The organism is Rhizobium sp. L9 (assembly GCF_002531885.1).
Taxonomy (GTDB): domain Bacteria; phylum Pseudomonadota; class Alphaproteobacteria; order Rhizobiales; family Rhizobiaceae; genus Rhizobium.
This window is the reverse complement of record NZ_NWSZ01000013.1, coordinates 59,402-77,789: the sequence shown is the minus strand read 5'-3', so window position 1 is coordinate 77,789 and position 18,388 is coordinate 59,402. Positions and strand designations below refer to the sequence as shown.

Sequence of the window (18,388 nt, the reverse complement as noted above, 5' to 3'; positions counted from 1 at the left end):
GCTTTCGCTGCGGCTTGGCGCGGACCTGCGCCTGAGCTATTGCGACATGATGACATGGACCATCAGGCCGCCACGGGCGGAAGACCAGGAATTGCTTGCGGACATCTATCTTTCCGTGCGCCGCCAGACATTCGTCTGGGTCGATCCCGGCAAGTTTCACCGCGAGGATTTCTCCGCCCATACCAATGGCGAGACCATCTTCGTCTGCGAGCATGCCGACCGGAGCGTCGCCGGCTTCCTGTCGCTCTGGCCGGAGGACGATTTCATTCACATGCTTTATATAAGGCCCGAGTTCCAGGGGCTCGGCGCCGGCACGGCGCTGCTCAGGGCGCTGCCGGAATGGCCGCGACATAAGTACCGGCTGAAATGCCTTGTGAACAACCGGCGGGCGAAGGCCTTCTACCTTTCCCACGGTTTCGCGGTGACCGGCAACGGCGCGTCGCCGGAAGGCGACTACGAGGAGCTGAGCTTTTCTCCGGTTTGACTCGGGGCGAGAGCCGATCTTATCGCGACGGCAGCTGGCCGGCGATCTCCTCCGCGCGGGACCTGTGACGATCGGCCTCGCCCTGCCAGCGAATGGCTTCCTTGGCCTCGGTGCGGGCGCGCTTGCGGTGTTTGCCCTGGCTGAACCAGGTGGCGGCCGAGCCGATCAGCATGCCTGCTATCAATGCGATGAACAGGAAGACGAAGAAGGGTGCGGAAACCGCAAGCACCTGGTCTTCGGGCCTGAAGGGATTGAAGGCGAGCGTGACGCTCTGCCGGTTGGCGACGCAGAAGACGATGAGGATGACTCCGAGCGGCAGCAGAATCAACAGGTTGACGATCTTCTTGGCCATTTGAGCTCTCCATGCGTCTTATATGCATCGGCCCGAAAATCGATTCCGACTTTCGGGCCGATGCGCTAGCAGAATAGGAAAACGGTGTTCAAGTTCAAGTGCGGTTTCGCCGCAGGCGGCTCGCGCCGCTCAATCCTCTTCGTCGGCCTGGCCGGGATTGAGCCGCTCGCGCAGTTCCTTGCCCGTCTTGAAGAAGGGAACCCACTTCTCCTCGACGAAGACGGTATCGCCGGTGCGCGGGTTACGGCCGGAGCGGGAAGGGCGGTTCTTGACCGAAAACGCGCCGAAGCCGCGCAATTCGACGCGGTTGCCCGCAGCCAGTGCATCGGTGATCTCGTCGAGAACCGCGTTGACGATATTTTCGACGTCGCGATGATAGAGATGCGGGTTGCGTGCCGCAACAATCTGCACCAATTCGGACTTGATCACAGTCGCCCCCTTAAATTATTGATTTCTTATCAATCCCGGCCAACCTGCCAAACTGAAAGCAGCCCGTCAAGAAGCAACTTTGGGGGCAGGATTCCATTAATATCCTGGCCTTTGACCAGATCATCATAACCCAAGATAGTAACCAGCCGCGAAACAGCTCCTGCGAGCAGAAAAGGCGTGTTGCTCTTCTTGTCCCAATCCACCATCGGCAGATCGGTGTCGACGCCGCGCGACTTGAGATAGGCGCGGATTTCCGCCTCGCCGCCGATCGTATCGACGAGCTTCGCCTTCAGCGCCTGCCGGCCGGTATAGATCGTGCCGTCGGCGAGTTTCAACACCTCGTCGCGCGGCAGCTTGCGCCGGTCGGCGACCAGGTCGACGAACCAGTTATAGCTGTCGACCACCATGTTGCGGATCATCGCCTTGGCTTCCTCGCTCGCCTCGTGGAAGGGCGAGGGCTCGGCCTTCAGGGGCGAGGATTTGATCTCCTGCAGCGATACGCCGATCTTGTCGAGCAGCGGCTGGATCTGCGGATACTGGAAGATGACGCCGATCGAGCCGGTGATCGAGCTGTCGCCGGCAATGATCGTGTCTCCCGCGGTGGCGATCATGTAGCCGGCGGAGGCGGCCAGCGTGCGCACGTCCGAGACAACAGGCTTCTTGGCTGATATCGCCCGGATCGCATTGAAGATTTTTTCGCCGCCATAGGTCGTGCCGCCGGGCGAGGAGATCGAAATCACCGCAGCCTTCACCTGATCGCTGGTCTCGACCTTCTTCAGCCGCTCCAGCAGCTCGTCGTCATCGACGATCAGCCCCGATATCGTCACATGGGCGATATGCGGGCTTGCCGTGCCGGCTCCGCCGAGTGCGAAGCGGTAAAAGGCAAAACCAAGCGCCACGATGAGTGCGACCGCGACGATGCGCCAGAAGCCGAGTTTGCGGCGCAGCCGCCGGCGATCCGCGATGATCGAACTGTCCATAGAAACCTCCAGCGCTGGCCCGGGGTCGGCATGGCGCCGATGGGTCCGGTGAAATTGATCGCAGCGGCGCGTACGAATGCCACTTTTGTATGTTTTTCCGTTTTGTTGCTTGTTGCAGAAAAAATTCCATATTGGCAAGCCAATGTAATAATGCGAAACGAACTGTGATTGCCGGCCGCTTTGTTACGCAGGCGGGGCAATCATCGCACATGGAACGAGACCTATGCTCGATACCCTGAAGAACAACGGAAATGCCGCTTATGCGGGCTCCGGTCGGAGCCCCTATGGCGATGCGTTGTTCCATTCCGCCCGCGTGCGGCGGCTGAAGATCTTGCTGCCCCTGGCCGCCCTCGTCATCGCGGCCGGCCTCACGGCGGTTGCACTGGTCAAGATATATCTGCCCGAGAATATCAAGATGGAAGGCGCCAAGATCGAGAACGGCAAGGTCGTGATGGAAAAGCCGGCAATTGCCGGACGCAACTCCGACGGTGTCAATTATTCCATGCTTGCGGAAAGGGCGCTGCAGGATATCCGCAATCCTGATCTCATCACCCTCGAGACCATCAAGGCCGCCGTGCCGATGAATGACGGGCTGATTGCCCGCGTCATCGCTTCGACTGCCGATTATAATCGCGCCACCGACAACCTGCATATGACGGCTCCCTTCACCCTGGTGCTGAGCAGCGGCCTCAACGCGCAATTCCAGTCCGCCCGGCTCGACATCAAGGGCGGCAACATGCGCAGCGACGATCCCGTCACCATCACAAAGGACAATGCTTCCATTGTTGCGAAGACGCTGGAGATAACCGATAAGGGGCGCGTGATCACATTCGAGGGGAATGTTCGCATGAATGTCGATCCATCCACCATTCATAAACAGGGCACTTAACCAGCCGGGTCACTCATGACAAAAGATTGTCGCATTTCAGCTTGCAAGACAGGCATCGCATTCGTTGCCGGCGCATTTGCCCTTATTCTGACGGTCTCGGGCGCGGGGGCGCAGTCGACCACCATGTCGGGCATGAAGCTTTCCAACGATCAGCCGATCCAAATCGAAAGCGACAAGCTGGAGATCCATGATCAGGAGCACACGGCGCTCTTCACCGGCAACGTCAAGGTCGTCCAGGGCACGACGACGATGCAGTCCGGCAAGATGACCGTCTATTACAAGGACAGGGCGGCAAAGCCGGGCGCCGGCGCGCCGGCTCAACCGGAGGCGAAGCCCGAGCAGTCGGCCTCGCTGGCATCGGGAAGTGCGGATATCGACAAGATCCTGGTGACGGACAAGGTCTACCTGGTTTCAGGCACGCAGACGGCGACTGCCGACGACGGCAATTTCGACATGGCCTCGCAGACATTCATCCTGACCGCGGATCAGGGAAACAAGGTCATTCTGTCGGACGGACCGAACGTCTTCACCGGCTGCAAGCTGACCGTTCACATGCAAACCGGCCAGGCGGAGCTTGAAAGCTGCGGCGGTCGTGTCCAGATTCAGCTCGATCCGAAATCGCAGCCGAACGCGCAGAAGCAGAACTGAACCGGCCTCCCCCGTGAAATTATCATCGCTACCCACCATGTTCGGCCGGCCTGAGCCGCAAGCTGCAGGTGCCGCCGACAAGAGCCGCTATCAGGGAACGCTGATCGCTCGTGGTCTGACGAAGACCTATGCGACGCGGCGTGTCGTCAACGGCGTCTCCCTTGTGGTGCGTCGCGGCGAAGCCGTCGGCTTGCTCGGCCCGAACGGGGCCGGCAAGACGACCTGCTTTTACATGATCACCGGTCTGGTGCCGGTCGATGAAGGCACGATCGAGATCGATGGCAACGATGTCACGACCATGCCGATGTACCGGCGCTCGCGCCTCGGCGTCGGTTACCTGCCGCAGGAAGCCTCGATCTTTCGCGGACTCACGGTGGAAGAAAATATCCGTGCCGTCCTCGAAGTGCATGTGAAGGACAAGGCCGAGCGCGAGCAGAAGCTGAACGAGCTGCTGGAGGAATTTCATATCCAGAAGCTGCGTAAGAGTGCCGCCGTCGCCCTTTCCGGCGGCGAACGCCGCCGTCTCGAAATCGCCCGAGCGCTTGCAACCGACCCGACCTTCATGCTGCTCGACGAGCCCTTCGCCGGTGTCGACCCGATTTCGGTCGCCGACATCCAGAACCTCGTCCACCATCTGACGGCCCGCGGCATCGGCGTTCTCATTACCGACCACAATGTGCGTGAGACGCTCGGCCTCATCGACCGCGCCTATATCATCCATGCCGGCGAAGTGCTGACCCACGGCCGTGCGAATGACATTGTCAACAATCCGGAAGTACGCCGGCTCTATCTCGGCGACAATTTCAGCCTTTGATCCCACGCTGATTCACCTTGCCGCGTAGTTCCGCTTGACCAAATGAGATAAAAAAGCAATTTTTGGGCCAACTCGGATTTCCGTGGCCTGAAGCGTGGATCGGCCGTGGTTTCCCGGAGGAGTTGAGGGAGTTTCGCGTCCGTCATGGCACTGTCCGCCAATCTATTTCTGCGCCAGAGCCAGTCCCTGGTCATGACGCCGCAACTGATGCAATCCATCCAGTTGCTGCAGATGACCCATTTTGAGCTCACCCAGTTCATCGCTCAGGAAGTGGAGAAGAACCCGCTGCTCGAATTTCCGTCGAATGATGGCGAGGCGCGCGACGAACGGGCGGCAGGCGAGGACGAGCAGTTCGCTCATTCGCCGGAGGACGCCGGCGCGGACGACGGCGCCGACAATCGCGCCGAGGCGCTTTCCAGTGACTGGTACGACAACGGCGGCAGCGAAAGCACCGGCCGGCTGAACGACGAGCTCGACGCCAATTACACCAATGTCTTTCCCGATGATGGTGGTCCGCAGCGCCTCGACGCACCGGAACTCGTCGGTCAGTGGAAGTCGATGCCGGGCAGCGCCGACGCCGCCGATTACGATCTTGACGATTTTGTCGCCGGTCAGGTGTCCCTGCGCGATCATCTCGCGCAGCAGATCCCCTTCGTCCTGCCCGATATGAGCGACCGGCTGATCGCGCAGAATTTCATCGATCAACTCGACGATGCCGGTTACATTCAGGTCGATCTCGTCGAAACCGGCGAGCGGCTCGGCACGAACCTCACCCAGGTCGAACACGTGCTCGCCGCCCTGCAGACGCTCGATCCTCCGGGTGTTTTCGCCCGCAGCCTCGCCGAATGCCTGGCGATCCAGCTCCGGCATAAAGACCGTTACGACCCAGCCATGCAGGCGCTGGTCGAAAATCTCGAACTCCTGGCGCGGCGCGACTTCGCCACGCTGAAGCGGCTCTGCGGCGTCGATGAGGAAGATCTTCTCGACATGCTCGGCGAGATTCGCCAGCTCAATCCGAAGCCCGGCAGCGGTTTCGAGACGGGCGTTTCCGAAGCGATCATGCCCGATGTCGTCGTCAGGCCCTCCGCTGAGGGTGGATGGCTGGTCGAGCTCAACCCGGATACGCTGCCGCGCGTGCTCGTCAATCAGTCCTATTTTTCCCGCGTGACCCGGAACGGCGAAGATCATGCCTTCCTTTCCGAGTGCCTGCAGAGCGCCAACTGGCTCACCCGCAGCCTCGACCAGCGGGCAAAAACCATCATGAAGGTGGCAAGCGAGATCGTCCGCCAGCAGGACGCCTTCCTGCTGCACGGTGTCGACCACTTGCGGCCGCTGAACCTGAAGACGGTGGCCGAGGCGATCAAGATGCATGAGTCTACCGTCAGCCGCGTCACCTCGAACAAATATATGCTGACGCCGCGCGGCCTCTTCGAACTCAAATATTTCTTCACCGTATCGATCGGCGCGGTCGAGGGCGGCGACAGCCATTCGGCCGAGGCCGTGCGTCACAAGATCCGCGCGCTGATCATGCAGGAGAGTCCCGACGCGGTGCTCTCCGATGACGATATCGTCGACATGCTGAAGAAGGGCGGTGTGGATCTCGCCCGCCGCACGGTCGCCAAATACCGGGAAGCGATGAACATCGCTTCCTCGGTGCAGCGCCGCCGCGAGAAGCGGGCGCTCGCCAAAGTCGCGGGCTTCTGACGCAGCACATGCTTCGATCTGGATCGAAGCATCCACCTTCCGAATTGGCCTATTTCTCCCGCGTCTTGAACGAAGATCGATGTGCCTATGACGCCGCAAAAGCCGAACCTTACCAGAGAACTTGTCCTGCTTTTGGTGCTTGCGACCCTCTGGGGTTCTTCCTACACCTTTATCAAGATCGGGGTCGAAACGATCCCGCCGGTGACCTTGATCGCGGTGCGCACACTGATCGCCGGCGCCATTCTGCTGGCCGTGCTTCGCCATCGGCATGTCCGCCTGCCGCGCGATCGCGCGACATGGCGCCTGTTCGTCGTTCAGGCCTGCCTGAACAGCGTCTTTCCTTTCACGCTGATCGCCTGGGCGGAGCAGTCCGTCGATGCCGGACTGGCGGTGATCCTGAATTCGGCGACGCCGATTTTCACCTTCCTGCTGACCGTGTCGATAACCCGCCATGAGCCGGCGACGGCGCGAAAGCTTTTCGGCGTCGTCTCCGGGCTTGCCGGCATCTGCCTCGTCATCGGCGTCGAAGCGCTCGGCGGTCTAGGCGAAAGCCTGATGGCGCAGCTCGCCATCATCCTGGCAACCATCTGTTACGCAGGGGCCGCGATTTTCAGCAAGAACTTTAGTGGCCTCGATCCTGCCGTGCCGGCGGCCGGTTCGCTGATCTCGGGCGCGGTCATTCTGATGCCTGTGAGCCTGCTCGTCGACCGGCCCTGGGGGCTCGATCCCTCGGCCGCATCGGTGCTGGCGCTGCTTGCCCTTTCTGCCTTTTCGACGGCGCTTGCCTTTACGATCTATTTCCGCCTCGTTCAGACGCTGGGTTCGGTCGGAACCACGTCGCAAGCCTATCTCCGTGTGCCGATCGGTGTGGCGATCGGTATCGTCTTTCTCGGCGAGAGGCTGAACCCGACGGCGTGGATCGGACTGGTCTGCGTCATTCTCGGTGTCATCGCCATGACGATGCCGCGCGCAACGCAGGCACGAAGCGCGGGAGCTGATGAAGGGAAAGTCGCCGGAAGGCTCCTTCCGTAGGAGATTTGCTACACCTTCTGGGAGCGCGCCCGGAGCTGATTCGGCGCCCTATTGACTTTCCGGCAACCTCTGGCTAGAAGCCCGCCGCAATCGTCGCCGTGAACGGCGTTTTGAAGTTATCCCCATCATCCCAAGGGCACCGAGGACCTCAGGCCTACGCCGATCTTGCTTGAGATTGCGCGAAGTGCTTGGATGAACCCGAGGCTTGGCGTAAACTGATACCCGCAAACGACCATAAGAAGGGAAACTCCATGAGTGTGCGTGTATCCGGGAAACATATGGAAATTGGTGAATCCTTCCGCCAAAAGATCGAGGACCAAATTGGAACGGCCATCACGAAATACTTCGATGGGGGGTATTCCGGCCAGGTGACCGTCGAAAAGGCGAGTTCTCGTTTCTCGGCAGACTGCAAGCTTCATCTCGACAGCGGGGTGGTGCTTCATGCCGCCGGCGAAGCGACGGATCCGCAGCTTGCTTTCGACGCCGCTTCCGAACGCATCGAGAAACGCCTGCGTCGCTACAAGCGCAAGCTGAAGGACCACCATGCCGGAAACCACCTGAATGGCTTTGCAGAAGTCTCCTATACGGTCATGGACTCCGTTCCTGATCACGAGGATGAAATTCCCGACGATTTCGCCCCGGCAATCGTCGCTGAAAGCACGAAGCAGTTGAAGACCATGTCCGTCGCCACCGCCGTGATGGCGCTCGACATGACCGACGAGCCGCTTCTCCTGTTCCGCAGTCCCGGCAAGGAACATCTGAACATCGTTTATCGTCGGCACGACGGAAATATTGGCTGGATCGATTCGGCCAATATCAAAGGCTGAGATCAGAGTGGTGAGCGGCGGTATCGCCGCCGCTCCTCGCATCAACTGATCCCGGCGACAGAAGGAAAAAGAAATGGCATTGGCAGATTTGCTCCATCAGGATGCGATCATTCCCGCCCTCAGAGTAAATTCCAAGAAACAGTTGCTTCAGGAATTGGCGGCAAGAGCCGCGAGGATCACCGGGCTCTCCGAACGGGAGATCTTCGACGTCATCCTGCAGCGCGAACGCCTGGGCTCGACCGGCGTCGGCAACGGTATCGCCATTCCCCACGGCAAGCTGGTGAACATTCATTCCATCGTCGGCATCTTTGCCCGGCTGGAGCAGCCTGTCGATTTTGAAGCGCTGGACGACCAGCCCGTCGACCTCGTTTTCCTGCTGCTTGCGCCGGAGGGCGCCGGCGCCGACCATCTCAAAGCCCTGTCGCGCATCGCCCGCGTCCTGCGCGATCAAGACCTGGTTGCAAAGCTGCGGGCCACCGATTCCGCCTCGGCGATCTACGCCTTCCTCAACGAAGAGCAGACGTCGAACGCTGCTTGAGCTGCATAATCCCTAAATGAAAAAAGGCGCCTGATTTCGCAGGCGCATTTTTTGATTTACCCAGGGCTGAACGGTCAGAACTCTTCCCAGTTATCCCCAGCCACGGCGGCCGAGCCATGCGATTGAGGTGTGGTGCGGCGGGTCGCCGGCGCGTGGCGGACCACAGGAGCGGTTGCCAAGTGCGAGGGGGCCGCAGCCGGCGCACGCATCTGCCTCGCCACGGAGGCGAGCGCGGTCGCGTTGGCGGAGCCCGACACCCTGAAGCGCGTGGCGAGCGTCTTCAGCGTCTGCGCCTCGTCGTTGAGCGCCACGCTGGCGGCGGTCGCCTCCTCCACCATCGCCGCATTTTGCTGCGTCACCTGATCCATCTGGTTCATGGCCTGGTTGATTTCCTTCAGCCCCACCGCCTGTTCGCTGGCCGATGCCGAGATCTGCCGGATGAGGCTGTTGATGCCCATCACCTGTTCGGCGATCTTGTGCAGCGTCCCGCCGGCGCGCCCCACGAGATCGACGCCTTCCTTGACCTGGACGGCCGAGGTGTTGATCAGCGTCTTGATCTCCTTGGCGGCAGTGGCCGAACGCTGCGCGAGTTCACGCACTTCCTGGGCGACGACGGCAAAACCCTTGCCGGCTTCGCCGGCGCGAGCCGCTTCGACGCCAGCGTTCAGCGCCAGCAGGTTCGTCTGGAAGGCGATCTCATCGATGACGCCGATGATCCGCGATACCTCCGTCGAAGACTGCTCGATCCCTTGCATGGAGGCGATGGCCTTCTGCACCACTTCGCCTGATTTCTCGGCATCCTGGCAGGCGAGATTGACGTTGTCGGCAGCCGTGCGGGCATTCTCGGCACTGGAATCGACCTGGGCGGTGAGCTCGTTGAGCGCTGCCGCCGTCTCTTCCAGGCTTGCTGCCTGCTGCTCGGTACGTTTGGCGAGATCGGAAGCGCTGTTGCTGATCTCGCCGGTGCCGGCGCCGATATTGACGACGCTGAGATTCATCGTATTGATGGTCTCTTCGAGGCTTGCAAGCGCGGCATTGAAATCCTGCTTCAGTTTGCCGTATTCGCCGGGGAAATCTTCGGTGATGCGGTAACCCAGATTGCCCTGAGACAATTCCGAGAGTCCGGCGCCGACGACCGAGACGATGTGACGCTGCAGCGACACCGATTGCTGCCGTTCCGATTCCGAACGGCCGCGCTCGGCCTCTGCGGCCTGTCGCTGGTGGGTGGCCTCGTCTTCGAGGCGCCTGGAGTCGGCGAGCTTGAAGCGGAAGCCTTCGAGTGCCTTTGCGACCGAACCGACTTCGTCGGTACGGTCCTGGGCCGCGACGGGTTCGGCATATTCGCCGTCGCTGAGCGTTTTGACGCTGGCGACAAGGCTGCCGAGCGGCCTCTGCACGAGCGAGCGGACGGCGAAATAGAGCGCCAGCATCACCGCGCCGAGCACGATCAGGCCGGTGGCGATCATCATGTAGGTCTGATCCTGCACCGGCGCGTTGATCGCGGTGTGCGGGACGTCGACAAGCACGACCCAGGTGGCGTTGACGCCGGGGACTTCGAATGGATAGACGACGCGGTCGAAAGGATCGAGGCCGTCATAGGTGAGGTTTCGGACGAGGCCGGGCTGCTTGTTCGACAGCGCCGCCTTGACGACGTCGGCGCCTTCGCCGTCATATTGCTTGGTCATCAGGTCGGGGACCGGCGCGACGATCCAGTTGCCGGCCTGCGAGAGCAGCGTCACGCGGCCGGAGCCGAAGGGGTGCAGCGCCTGAAGCTTATCGGTCAGCGACTTTAGCGAGATGTCGACGCCGCCGACGCCGATCATCTTGCCGCCCGACATGACAGGATAGGCAATGGAAGTCAGCAGCGTCGGTACGTCGGTTCCCTCGGCCATGTAAGGCGTGGTGATCGCGCCCTTGCCGCTGTCGGCAGCAAGTTTCCACCACTCAGCGGTATAATCATTGTCGAAGGTCGAATACTGGATGCCGCCATCCTTGGTTTTCGACCAATAGGGCGTGAAGGCGCCGTTCTTGTTGGTGCCTTCGTCATTGTTGTTGGCAATCTCGGTCGTCTTTCCGTCCAGCGCACCAAGCTGCTCGCAGAACCAGCTGCCGAAGGCGAAGGCATTCTGTTCCAGGTTGGCTTTCAGCACGTTGATCATGCCCTTGCGATCGAGCGACTTTCCATCGTGGGCTCGGCCGATAACGCCTGACATGCTGCGGGCAGCGCTGGCGAGTTCGCCGACATTGGCGGCGATCTCATTGGCGATCGACTTTGCCTCGAGATTGGCTTGATCCATCGTCAGCGTCTGAACGCGATCCCGGGTCTGGCCTATGAGGAAAAAGTTCGAAGCGATGAGAACAAGTGCGATGGCGATGCCGGTGATGGCGATAAGTTTCGCCGCAAGCGATTTCATGCGAAAAATGAACATGGGTTCCTCAGGCAAGGATGCGCCGAACGGGCATTCTTCGGCGCAGGAGCGAAGGCATGGCTCCGTCATGGAGCAGCCGCATCAGCCGCGGATCCGCATATGCGACGATCCGGCGATCGCTGGGAAGATCGCCGGAGACCTGTTAAATTTAAATGAAACTTGAGTGGTTATATGAGCAAAACCGCAGAAATCTCCTTTAAAATTGAAGGACATCTGCCGGCGTTTCGCAGGCAGGCCAGGCTATATTCTGTCTGCGACTTCCCCACTCAAAGGGATTGACGGTTGCGCTCCTGATTTGAGACATGCGAGCGAACCGGCGACTGCCGCGCGGCGCAACGCTGTCGGAAAATCAAGCCCGTCATCGAGGCTGGCGGCGAAATAGCCGCAGAAGGTGTCTCCCGCTCCGACCGTATCGACAGGATCGATCGCCAGCCCCTGCGCTCTTGAGAGGACCCCGTCACGAATGGCGATGACGCCATCGCCGCCGAGCGTCACGATCAGCGTCTGGCCGGTTTCGTGATGCAGGCGGACAAGCGCTGCCTCGCGCGCTCCTGCGTCCATGCCGTCCTGTCCGGCAAGTCGCTCGAACTCAGTCTCATTGGCAATGACGATATCGGCGAGGCGTCCGAGACGCGGCGCATCGGGAATCAATGGGGCGAGGTTGAGGATGCTGGTGATGCCCTTGGCGTGTGCGGCCGAGAGCGCGCGTTCGACGGCCGCGACCGGCACCTCAAGCTGCAACATCAGTATGTCGCCCTCGTGCATGCGGCCGATCGCGGTTTCCGCATCGGCGGGCGCGACCAGGCCGTTGGCGCCCGGCACCGCGGCAATCATGTTCTCGCCGTCGCCGCCGACCAGGATCAGCGCCGTTCCTGTGGGACCGTCGATATGCTTGACGAGGGAGAGATCGGTTCCTGCCTCATCGAGCAGAGAAAGAGCATCGGCAGCAAAAGCATCCTTGCCGACGGCGCCGGCCATATGCACATAGCGACCGGCGCGGCGGGCTGCCAGCGCCTGGTTGGCGCCCTTGCCGCCGGCGGCCGTGGCAAAACCGTTGCCGGCCACTGTTTCGCCGGGCTTCGGCAGGCGCTCGGTCGTGGCGATGAGATCCATGTTGATGGATCCGAAAACTGTGATCATCAGGCTGTCCCGTCTTTTGGAGCATGCCAATGACATCATGCTCCTGCTATTTCATGGGGCGAGACACTGCCCGAAGCGATCACTCCTCGTCAACCACCCGAAGCTTGAGAAGGCCGGTACGGCTTTCCACGGATTTGGCCGGGACCTCGCCGTCGCGGGCAGGCTTTGCGTCGCCGCCTGCCTCGAATTCCAGCGCCTCGATCTTGGCGCCGCGTTTGGTGAGCTTGTCGGCTGACGTGACCACCATGTCGATGTCTTTCTGCGCCATGGCGAAATGGCCCTGCAGCTTGCGCACCCGCTCGTCGAGGCGGCCGAGATCGTCCATCAGGAGCGCCACCTCGCCCTGGATCAGATGCGCTTGCGCCCGCATGCGCTGGTCTTTCAGCACCGCCTGGATGACCTGGATCGACAGCATCAGCAGCGATGGCGAGACGATAACGATGCGCGCGCGGTGTGCCTTCTGCACCAGGGCCTCGAAGTTCTCATGGATCTCCGCGAAGATCGATTCCGACGGCACGAAGAGAAAAGCCGTCTCCTGGGTTTCCCCCTGAATCAGATATTTCTCTGAAATATCCCGGATATGAATCTCCATGTCGCGGCGGAACTGCTGGCTGGCGATCTTGCCGGCCTCGGGGCTGGCTGCGTCGCGGATGGCGCTCCAGGCTTCGAGCGGGAACTTCGCATCGATGACGAGTGGCGGCGCGCCGTTTGGCATGCGGATCGTGCAGTCCGGCCGCGAACCGTTCGAGAGCGTCTGCTGGAATGCATAGGTGCCCATCGGCAGGCCGTCCGCGACGATCGTCTCCATCCGGGACTGGCCGAAGGCGCCGCGCGTCTGCTTGTTCGAGAGAATCGCCTGCAGTCCGACCACGTCCTTGGCGAGCGTCTGGATATTGTTCTGCGCGGCATCGATGACCGCCAGCCGCTCCTGCAGGCGCTGCAGGTTCTCATGCGTCGATTTCGTCTGCTCGGTGATCGTCGAGCTGACGCGCTGCGACATGCCGTCGAGACGCTGGCTGATTGCCTGGTTGAGCTCGCTCTGACGCGCGCCAAAAACCTCGGTCATGGCCGTGATGCGGCCCTGCATCTCCGCCTGGATCTTCAAAAGCTCGGCCATGCGCGCCTCGCTTTCGCCAGCCCGCAGGCTCGCCTCCTCCGCCTGCTCGCGGCGGAGGCTGGCGCTGCGCAAGAGAAGGATGATCACCAGAAGCACGAAGGCGACAAAAACGCCGCCGGCAAGCGCCAGCATGGCCGGGCTCAGCGAGGCGTTGGAGAGGGCGAGCGATTCGGAATGAACGGTCATGCCGCAACCATAACAGAAGCTGCGGCAATACATAGATCAAAACGTGAACGAAATCCTCTGTCGCCTTTTTCCTCACCGATGCAGAAAATCGCCGCCGATTTAACCATTGCTCAACCATATTCGCCAAAATCTGTGCCGCAGAATTCCCTCCAGCGCCGTTGCGCCAAGTACAGAGATTTCCATGACATCCCAGCAGACCGACAGTGCACTCAGGCAGCGCCTCGATTTCATCGAACTGGACGAGGCGGCGCGCCGGTCGATACGGGATCTCAGCCCCGTCATATCAGAGCTAATCGGCGGTGCCCTCGACAAGTTCTATGCCAAGATCGCCAAGACCCCCGCCGTCTCAGGCTTTTTCGCCGACAAGAACCATGTCGCTCATGCCAAGAAGCGGCAGCAGGATCATTGGGGCAAGCTTGCAGGCGGCGCCTTCGACGAAACCTACGTCGACGGCGTGACCGCGGTCGGGCGCACGCACGCCCGCATCGGGCTGGAGCCGCGCTGGTATGTCGGCGGCTATGCCCTGGTTCTGTCCGAGCTCGTCAAGGGCATCATGGAGAAGCAGTGGCCGTCGGTCTTTGCGCGCCAGCAGGGCAAATTGCTCGCCGAAAGGCTGTCGGCGGTCATCAAGGCCGGCATGCTCGACATGGATTATTCGATCTCGGTCTACCTCGAGACGCTTGAAGCCAAGCGCCAGGCTCTGGAAGAGCAGCGTGCCCAGGCCGAGGCCGATCAGGCGATGGCGCTGGAGCAGCTGCGCCGCGGTCTGGAGGCGCTGTCGAGCGGCGATCTCGAGGCCACTCTGCCATCCGACCTGCCCGGTAATTTTCGGCAGATGGCCGAGGATTACAACCGTGCCGTCAAGGCGCTGCGCCATTCCTTCGCATCGGTGCGCGACACGTCGGGCCATATCATGAATGGCGCCGACGTCATCTCCAATGCGACCAACGATCTCGCATTGCGCACTGCCCAGCAGGCGGCCGGCGTCGAGGAGAGTTCGGCTGCCCTGCAGCAGCTTTCCGTCAGCGTCGGCCAGACCGCCGCCAATGCCGAGAAGGCTTCGGACGCCGTACGCGAGACTCAGCAGAAGGCGAAGAATTCGGGCGAACTCGTCACCAGCGCCGTGTCGGCGATGGCCGGTATCGAGAAATCCTCGACGGAGATTTCCAAAATTATCGGCGTCATCGACGAAATCGCCTTCCAGACCAATCTTCTGGCGCTGAACGCCGGCGTTGAGGCGGCGCGCGCCGGTGATGCCGGCAAGGGTTTTGCGGTCGTCGCGCAGGAAGTCCGCCAGCTCGCCCAGCGCACGGCCGATGCTGCCAAGGAGATCAAGAACCTGATCTCGCAGAGTTCGAGTCAGGTTAACGAGGGTGTCGGCATCGTCTCGAGCACCGGCGAGGCGCTGAACGATATGATCAGCCGCATCGATATCATCAACCGCTTCGTCGCCGATATCGCCGCCGCCGCCCGCGATCAGGCGACCGGCGTCAACGAGGTCAGCGTGGCGATCCGCAGCATGGGCGAAATCACCCAGCAGAATTCCGGCATGGTCGAGCGCACGTCGGCGGAAACCCGTCGCCTCAAGGACGAGGTGGACCAGCTGATCGAGCTGTTGCGCCGCTTCCGCGTCCGTTCGGAAGGCCACGCCGTCGTCGGTGCCCGCCGGGCGGCCTGACTCAAATATGGCGAAATTCCGGGCGGGTATGCAAAAAAGCGTCTTCCCCGCCCGCCGGATAATTCCATAGCGGGAAAAGATGGGTTATGGGAACGCCCATGACCATCAAGCCACTCATCATTCTTCCCGACCCCGTTCTCCGTCAGCTCTCCAAGCCGATCGAGCGTGTGGATGCCGACCTGCAGCGCCTTGCCGACGACATGCTGGAAACCATGTACGACGCGCCGGGCATCGGCCTCGCCGCAATCCAGATCGGCGTGCCGCGCCGCATGCTGGTCATTGACGTCTCCCGCGAGGGCGAGGAAAAGCAGCCGCAGGTCTTCATCAATCCGGAGATCGTCAAATCGTCCGACGAGCGCTCGGTCTATGAGGAAGGCTGCTTGTCGATTCCGGACTATTATGCAGAGGTCGAGCGCCCGGCTGTCGTCTCGGTCAAATACCTCGACCGCGACGGCAGGGAACAGATGGTGGAAGCCGACGGGCTGCTTGCCACCTGCCTGCAGCACGAGATCGATCACTTGAACGGCGTGCTCTTCATCGACCATATCTCGCGGCTGAAGCGGGAGATGGTGATCAAGAAGTTCACCAAGGCGGCAAAGTCCAAAGCCCTCTGACGACGATTGAAATGGGCTTCAACGGCATTATGATATCATTGATATCATAAGGGAGGCTTTGAGTGGGCGACCTTCTGATCCGAAATATTTCCGACGCAATGAAGCGAGACATCGCGGAAGCGGCCCAACGGAGTGGGAACAGCCTTTCTGATGAGGCCAAGGAGCTTTTGTGGGAAGCGCTTCAATGAAAAGCCGAGGCCAAGCCTGAGCCTATGTCGGCATATGAAGCGATACGCGCCGCGTTCGTAAGCGAAAACGCGGTGGACGACGAAATTGTCGCAGTCATGAAAGGAGTCGAGGCCGCGCGGAAAAAGGATTTCGGTCGGCCGTTCGAGGATATCGAATGATCGTTCTGGATACGAATGTAGTATCAGAATTCGCAAAGTTACTGCCAGATGAAAAAGTGAAGACCTGGTTGCAGCAGCAGGATGGTTCGCGGATCTGGCTTTGCGCCGTCGGGTTGATGGAGCAGATTTATAGCGCTGAAAGGGTTCTGTTGAAGACAGGATCGGACCGCTTCTTCCGTGCCATAGAGAATTTGGTGAAGGGCCAATTTCGTGACCGTATCGTCGGTTGGGATTTGGAAGCGGCAATGGCAACGGGCCGTCTGCGCGCAAGACGCGAAAGCGTGGGACGGCCAATTTCGGTTCAGGGTGCCATGATTGCCGCCATTTGCCTTGTAAACGGTGCGACGCTTGCCACCCGCAACACCAGAGATTTCGAGGGGCTTGATCTCAAGCTCATAAACCCGTTTGAAGACGGCTGATCCTCAACTGGCGAGATAAAATGTCTCTTCGCATCATCTTTATGGGAACGCCTGAGTTCTCGGTTCCGACCTTGCGCTTGCTCGTCGACGCCGGCCACAAAATCGTCGCGGTCTACACACAGCCGCCGCGGCCGGGTGGACGCCGCGGGCTCGATCTGCAGAAATCGCCGGTGCATCAGGCGGCCGAACTGCTCGGTCTTCCCGTCTTCACGCCGGTCAATTTCAAAGATGCCGAGGAGCGCGAGCGGTTTGCCGCCTTCAAGGCCGATGTCGGCGTCGTCGTCGCCTACGGACTGCTGTTGCCGGAGGCCGTTTTGAACGGCACCCGCGAGGGCTGTTACAACGGTCATGCTTCGCTGCTGCCGCGCTGGCGCGGTGCTGCGCCGATCCAGCGGGCGATCATGGCCGGCGACGACAAGACCGGCATGATGGTGATGAAGATGGACAAGGGGCTCGACACCGGCGCGGTCGCGCTGACCCGCGAAGTCGAGATTGGTCCGGACATGACGGCGGGCGAATTGCACGACCGGCTGATGCTCGTTGGCGCCAAGGCTATAGCGGAAGCCATGGTGAAGCTGGAGATGAACGACCTGCCGCTGACGCCGCAGCGGGAGGAGGGCGTGCTGTACGCCGCCAAGATCGACAAGGCCGAGACGCGCATCGATTTTGCAAGAAACGCCCGTGATGTGCACAACCATATCCGCGGCCTGGCGCCGTTTCCCGGCGCCTGGTTCGAGCTAGAGATCGGCGGCAGGCCGGAGCGGGTCAAGGTGCTGGGATCCGAACTGGCCGACGGGCAGGGCGCTGCCGGAGAGCTGCTGACCGACGATCTCGTCGTCGCCTGCGCTTCCGGCGCCGTGCGGTTGACACGGCTGCAGAAGGCCGGCGGCAAGCCGATGGCCGCGGCGGATTTCCTCCGAGGCACGCCGCTTGCGGCCGGCACGAGGCTTTCCTGATGCCGCGCTTCCGCATGACCGTCGAATATGACGGCGGCCCCTATGTCGGCTGGCAGCGGCAGGAGAACGGACCCTCGGTGCAGGGCGCGATCGAGGCGGCGGTATTGTCGCTGACCGGCGAGACCGTGTCGATCCGCGGCGCCGGCCGCACCGATTCCGGCGTCCACGCCATGGGACAGGTGATCCATGCCGATCTTTCCAAGAGTTGGTCGCCCTACAAGCTGCAAAATGCCTTGAACGCGCATCTGCGGCTTGCCGGCGAGCGTGTCTCTATTCTCGACGTCGAGGCCGTTCCCGACTTCTTCGATGCCCGCTTTTCGGCGCTGCGGCGCCATTATCTCTACCGCATCGTCAGCCGCCGGGCGCCGCTGGCGCTCGAGGCCGGCAAGGCCTGGTGGGTGCCGAAGACGCTCGATCACGAGGTCATGCACGCCGCCGCTCAGCGGCTGGTCGGCCGGCACGATTTCTCCACCTTTCGCTCCGCCCATTGTCAGGCGAACAGCCCGGTGCGCACGCTCGACCGGCTTGACGTGACGCGAAATGGCGAATTGATCGAGATCCGCGCCACGGCGCAGAGCTTCCTCCACAACCAGATCCGTTCCTTCGCCGGCACGCTGAAGCTCGCCGGCGAAGGCAAATGGACGCCTGAAGACGTGCAGGCAGCGCTCGAGGCGAAGGACCGTAAGGCCTGCGGCCCGGTGGCGCCGCCGGAAGGGCTCTATTTCATGCAGGTGGATTATCCCGACGTCATCACCGACCGTCGCAGGCCCGACGAGGAAAACGACGACGATCTCTGATGCTCATG

The 18,388-nt window shown here is 61.3% G+C and carries 19 protein-coding genes and 1 pseudogene; 14 read left to right on the top strand and 6 right to left on the bottom strand.

Features of this window, described 5'->3' with window-relative positions; all coding sequences use genetic code 11:
* Positions 1 to 49: 49 nt before the first annotated feature.
* A complete protein-coding gene (locus CO660_RS15390) occupies positions 50 to 484 on the top strand; it encodes a GNAT family N-acetyltransferase (protein ID WP_085779938.1) in 435 nt (144 codons plus the stop codon).
* Positions 485 to 503: 19 nt separating this feature from the next.
* Here CO660_RS15390 and CO660_RS15385 read toward each other — a convergent pair whose 3' ends face one another.
* The 3 genes from CO660_RS15385 to sppA form a co-directional block, all read right to left on the bottom strand.
* Entirely contained in the window at positions 504 to 836 is a 333-nt protein-coding gene (locus tag CO660_RS15385) for a LapA family protein (protein ID WP_085776740.1), read from the bottom strand.
* A 129-nt stretch (positions 837 to 965) separates the two neighbouring features.
* Positions 966 to 1,265 (bottom strand): integration host factor subunit beta, encoded by a 300-nt coding sequence (locus CO660_RS15380; RefSeq protein ID WP_003544934.1) that lies wholly within the window; start codon positions 1,263 to 1,265, stop codon positions 966 to 968.
* A 29-nt stretch (positions 1,266 to 1,294) separates the two neighbouring features.
* Positions 1,295 to 2,245, bottom strand: coding sequence for a signal peptide peptidase SppA (gene sppA, locus CO660_RS15375; RefSeq protein ID WP_097599437.1), 951 nt, complete (start codon positions 2,243 to 2,245; stop codon positions 1,295 to 1,297).
* Positions 2,246 to 2,468: 223 nt separating this feature from the next.
* Between sppA and lptC the strand changes: the two genes are divergently transcribed.
* The 7 genes from lptC to ptsN all read left to right on the top strand — a co-directional run bounded on the left by lptC (position 2,469) and on the right by ptsN (position 8,697).
* On the top strand, positions 2,469 to 3,134 hold the full coding sequence (gene lptC, locus CO660_RS15370; RefSeq protein ID WP_097599436.1) for an LPS export ABC transporter periplasmic protein LptC: 666 nt from the start codon (positions 2,469 to 2,471) through the stop codon (positions 3,132 to 3,134).
* Positions 3,135 to 3,149: 15 nt separating this feature from the next.
* Entirely contained in the window at positions 3,150 to 3,782 is a 633-nt protein-coding gene (locus tag CO660_RS15365; RefSeq protein ID WP_097599435.1) for an LptA/OstA family protein, read from the top strand.
* Positions 3,783 to 3,819: 37 nt separating this feature from the next.
* Entirely contained in the window at positions 3,820 to 4,596 is a 777-nt protein-coding gene (lptB, locus tag CO660_RS15360; RefSeq protein WP_085776744.1) for an LPS export ABC transporter ATP-binding protein, read from the top strand.
* Positions 4,597 to 4,740: 144 nt separating this feature from the next.
* A complete protein-coding gene (rpoN, locus tag CO660_RS15355; protein WP_097599434.1) occupies positions 4,741 to 6,300 on the top strand; it encodes an RNA polymerase factor sigma-54 in 1,560 nt (519 codons plus the stop codon).
* Positions 6,301 to 6,387: 87 nt separating this feature from the next.
* Complete coding sequence (locus CO660_RS15350; RefSeq protein ID WP_097599433.1) at positions 6,388 to 7,332, top strand: EamA family transporter; 945 nt, start codon at positions 6,388 to 6,390, stop codon at positions 7,330 to 7,332.
* Positions 7,333 to 7,583: 251 nt separating this feature from the next.
* Entirely contained in the window at positions 7,584 to 8,159 is a 576-nt protein-coding gene (raiA, locus tag CO660_RS15345) for a ribosome-associated translation inhibitor RaiA (protein WP_085776747.1), read from the top strand.
* Between the two features lie 73 nt (positions 8,160 to 8,232).
* On the top strand, positions 8,233 to 8,697 hold the full coding sequence (ptsN, locus tag CO660_RS15340; protein ID WP_011423788.1) for a PTS IIA-like nitrogen regulatory protein PtsN: 465 nt from the start codon (positions 8,233 to 8,235) through the stop codon (positions 8,695 to 8,697).
* 74 nt (positions 8,698 to 8,771) lie between these two features.
* Here the strand turns inward: ptsN and CO660_RS15335 are convergent, their stop codons facing one another.
* The 3 genes from CO660_RS15335 to CO660_RS15325 all read right to left on the bottom strand — a co-directional run bounded on the left by CO660_RS15335 (position 8,772) and on the right by CO660_RS15325 (position 13,569).
* Entirely contained in the window at positions 8,772 to 11,126 is a 2,355-nt protein-coding gene (locus tag CO660_RS15335) for a methyl-accepting chemotaxis protein (protein ID WP_097599432.1), read from the bottom strand.
* 240 nt (positions 11,127 to 11,366) lie between these two features.
* Complete coding sequence (locus CO660_RS15330; protein ID WP_097599431.1) at positions 11,367 to 12,266, bottom strand: ribokinase; 900 nt, start codon at positions 12,264 to 12,266, stop codon at positions 11,367 to 11,369.
* 79 nt (positions 12,267 to 12,345) lie between these two features.
* On the bottom strand, positions 12,346 to 13,569 hold the full coding sequence (locus tag CO660_RS15325; protein ID WP_097599561.1) for a DNA recombination protein RmuC: 1,224 nt from the start codon (positions 13,567 to 13,569) through the stop codon (positions 12,346 to 12,348).
* A gap of 181 nt (positions 13,570 to 13,750) precedes the next feature.
* Between CO660_RS15325 and CO660_RS15320 the strand changes: the two genes are divergently transcribed.
* The 6 genes and pseudogenes from CO660_RS15320 (at position 13,751) to truA (ending at position 18,380) form a co-directional block, all read left to right on the top strand.
* Positions 13,751 to 15,247 carry a globin-coupled sensor protein gene (locus CO660_RS15320; RefSeq protein WP_097599430.1) on the top strand — a complete coding sequence of 499 codons (1,497 nt, stop codon included), beginning with the start codon at positions 13,751 to 13,753 and terminating at the stop codon, positions 15,245 to 15,247.
* A gap of 98 nt (positions 15,248 to 15,345) precedes the next feature.
* Positions 15,346 to 15,861 (top strand): peptide deformylase, encoded by a 516-nt coding sequence (def, locus tag CO660_RS15315; RefSeq protein WP_085779941.1) that lies wholly within the window; start codon positions 15,346 to 15,348, stop codon positions 15,859 to 15,861.
* A gap of 62 nt (positions 15,862 to 15,923) precedes the next feature.
* Positions 15,924 to 16,208, top strand: a pseudogene (locus CO660_RS34470) (plasmid stabilization protein).
* On the top strand, positions 16,205 to 16,627 hold the full coding sequence (locus CO660_RS15305) for a type II toxin-antitoxin system VapC family toxin (RefSeq protein ID WP_097599429.1): 423 nt from the start codon (positions 16,205 to 16,207) through the stop codon (positions 16,625 to 16,627). Before CO660_RS34470 ends, CO660_RS15305 begins: the two are co-directional and overlap by 4 nt.
* 20 nt (positions 16,628 to 16,647) lie before the next feature.
* A complete protein-coding gene (fmt, locus tag CO660_RS15300) occupies positions 16,648 to 17,583 on the top strand; it encodes a methionyl-tRNA formyltransferase (RefSeq protein ID WP_097599428.1) in 936 nt (311 codons plus the stop codon).
* Entirely contained in the window at positions 17,583 to 18,380 is a 798-nt protein-coding gene (gene truA / locus CO660_RS15295) for a tRNA pseudouridine(38-40) synthase TruA (RefSeq protein WP_097599427.1), read from the top strand. The genes fmt and truA overlap by 1 nt, the downstream gene beginning before the upstream one ends.
* Positions 18,381 to 18,388 lie beyond the last annotated feature (8 nt).